Source organism: Streptomyces sp. NPDC005899 (assembly GCF_040629645.1).
GTDB lineage: Bacteria > Actinomycetota > Actinomycetes > Streptomycetales > Streptomycetaceae > Streptomyces.
In genome coordinates, this window is record NZ_JBEXWB010000552.1 from 1 (window position 1) to 2795 (window position 2795).

Consider the following 2795-nt stretch of genomic DNA (forward strand, 5'->3'; position numbering starts at 1 on the left):
GAGGGACCTGGCGGGCGGGTACCCCGACCCCGCCTGCCTCCCGGTGCTGACGCCTCCCGCGTCGGTGGAGCCGGTGCCCGGCTCGCACCGGGCCTCACCCCGGCTCGCCGCGCTCGAGGACGCGGCCCGCGCCTGGTTCGCCCGCGACGGCGTGCCCACCGGCTCGGTGACCTTCGCCCACGGGGCCCTGGACTGCATCGCGCGGCTGCTGTCGACGGAGCTCAGGCCCGGCGACGCGGTGGCCGTCGAGGACCCTGGCTTCCACCACCTGCTCGACCTGGTCCCGGCCCTCTCGCTGCGTATGCTGCCGGTGGCCGTCGACGACGAGGGCGTACGCCCCGAGGAGCTGCGGGCAGCGCTGCGGGCGGGGGCCCGCGCCCTGGTGTGCAGCCCCCGGGGCCAGAGCCCGCTGGGTGCGTGCCTCACTCCCGGCAGGCGGGACGAACTCCTCGCCGTACTGCGCGACTTCCCCGACGTACTGGTCGTGGAGGACGACCACAACGCGGACATCGCCGGCGCCGGCGCGGTGACCCTCGCCCCGGGCGGCCTGGCCCGCTGGGCCCAGGTGCGCACCGTCTCCAAACACCTGGGCATCGACCTGCGCTGGGCCGCCCTCGCCGGGGACCCCGCGACCCTCGCGCGCCACGACGGCCGGATGCTGCTGACCTCCGGCTGGGTCAGTCACATCCTGCAGTCCACGGTGGCGGACCTGCTGGCCGACCCGGCGGTGACCCGCCTGGTCGCCCGCGCCGCCCGGACCTACACCACCCGCCGCGAGGCCCTGCGCACCGCACTGCTTCAGCACGGCATCCGTTCGCACGGCGAGAGTGGCCTGAACGTGTGGGTCCCCGTGCGCGACGAGTCGGCCGTCGTCAACGGCCTGCGCAGCCGGGGCTGGTGGACGGCCGCGGGCACCCGCTTCCGCATCGCCGCACCGCCCGGGGTCCGGATCACGACCGCGACGCTCACACCGGCCGAAGGCCGCACCCTGGCAAACGACTTCGCGGACGTCCTGGTGGAGTCACAGGCGGTGTACGGGGGTTAGCGCCGCCGCCCAGGTCCGCCCCCGGTGCGTCGTCGCGGTGGGTGGACCGGGCCGGCCGGCCACGGTCGTCGCACGCGGTCGCCGAAGTGCTCGTCGCACGCGGCCGCCGAAGTGTCCCGGCCGGGCTTCACCGAAGCCCACCGAGCGCTGTCGGTGGCCGCGTCTAAGGTCGTCCCCATGACAGCCGACCTCGTCCAGGACTCGTGGAACCGCATCGACGCCTGGCTGGGCGAGCACGCGCCCCGCACGTTCGCCACGCTTCGGCCGCCCGCGGGGGACGAGGAGATCGCGGCGGCACAGGAGGAACTGGGTGTCACCTTTCCTCCGGACCTGGTCGCCTCGCTGCTCCGGCACGACGGGGCGGCGGACGGGGCGGCGGCTTTCCGGTTCAGCACGGACGACCGGCTGCTCGGAGTGAGTGGGATCCTCCGGGACACCCGGTTCATGCGCGGCGCCGCCCACGACCTCGACGAGGAGGAGGCCGAGCACTACTGGCAGCACGGCTTCGTGAAGTTCGGTTCCTACGGGGTGACGTCGGACGGTCTCACGATCGACTGTCGCACCGGGCGGGACGCCTTCGGCGCGATCGGGCGGTTCTTCGACGAGACCGGCACCGGTTTCGGCCTGGCCGACTCGCTGGGCGGGTATCTGGCGGAGCTGGCCGGCCGGCTGGAGCGCGGGCGGGACGGTGGTGCCGTGACGTTCAACGGCCGGCTGTTCTGGGAGTCGGCCATGTCCGCCCGCCCGGAGTGGGGCAGCGCGGACGACCCCCTTCCCGCCCCGGACGAGCGGCTGCCGGAGCTGGACCTCTCCTGCGGCCCCACCGACGTCCTGCACGCCGGCCACCTGGACGCGTTCGAGGAGCTCGGTGCCCTGCTCGCGATCCTGCCCCGCGAACAGGTGGCCGAGGCCGCGCGGAAGCAGCTGCGCAGACTGGCGGCCGAAACGGGCCTGGACAAGTACCCGGAGGTCGAAGCGGCCCTGGACGCGCTGGACAGGGGTGAAGCCCCGCCGGCGCAGGAGCGGACCGCCCCGCTGGTCCTGCGGCTGCGCACGGTGATCGCGCAGGCGGACGCCCACCGAGACGTCACCCGCAGGTGGGCCGCGGAGAAGATGGCACACGGGATCTGGGGGTCCCCCTACAGGTCGGTGTACGAGAGCGCGGGGATACGCAGTCGCCTCACTGTCGACTGGCGTGCGGACCTGCACGCGGACCTGGGCGGTCCGCCACTGCCACCGGTACCCGACGACCGCTTCTGGGGGACCCTGCGCAACCCCGCCGTCGACTCCGGCTGGTACGCGGCCCAGTACGCCCAGGAGCAGGACTGACCCTCGCAGGCCCCGCCTCCGCGTCAGCGCGTCGTCCGTCGCGTCGGGCGCGGTCACGGCCGAAGGCGCGGGCGCTCCGGACACAGGGCTCCGGGGACCGAGCGCCCCCGAGGGTCACGTACGGCCGGCCCCCTCCTCCCGCAGGGCGAACCACAGCTCCGTCCGTACGTCCATGTCGTCCAGGTCCGCGTCCAGCAGCGCGGCGCAGCGGGCGATGCGCTGGCGGACCGTGTTGCGGTGGACCCGGAGGGCCACCGCCGTGCGGTCCCAGCTGCCGTGCAGGCTCAGCCAGCAGCGCAGTGTCCCGGCCAGGGGCGCGGTGAGCGGGGCCAGGAGGAGGCGGGCGTAGGCCTCGGCCTCGTCCCGCGGGATCAGGGCGGCGAGTCCTCCGGCCGCACGGCCGTCGCGGACCAGCGGAGTG

The 2795-nt window shown here is 74.9% G+C and carries 3 protein-coding genes; 2 read left to right on the forward strand and 1 reads right to left on the reverse strand.

Going from position 1 to position 2795, the window contains the following annotated elements:
* Window positions 1-1045: GntR family transcriptional regulator (locus tag ABZ371_RS31300; protein ID WP_358686039.1), on the forward strand; the 1045-nt coding region annotated here is incomplete at its 5' end.
* Window positions 1046-1222: 177 nt separating this feature from the next.
* Entirely contained in the window at window positions 1223-2374 is a 1152-nt protein-coding gene (locus ABZ371_RS31305; protein WP_358686041.1) for an SMI1/KNR4 family protein, read from the forward strand.
* Window positions 2375-2488: 114 nt separating this feature from the next.
* On the opposite strand, the gene ABZ371_RS31310 is transcribed toward ABZ371_RS31305, so the two are convergent.
* Window positions 2489-2795 (reverse strand): helix-turn-helix domain-containing protein (locus ABZ371_RS31310; RefSeq protein ID WP_358686043.1); only part of this gene is annotated, 307 nt, incomplete at its 5' end.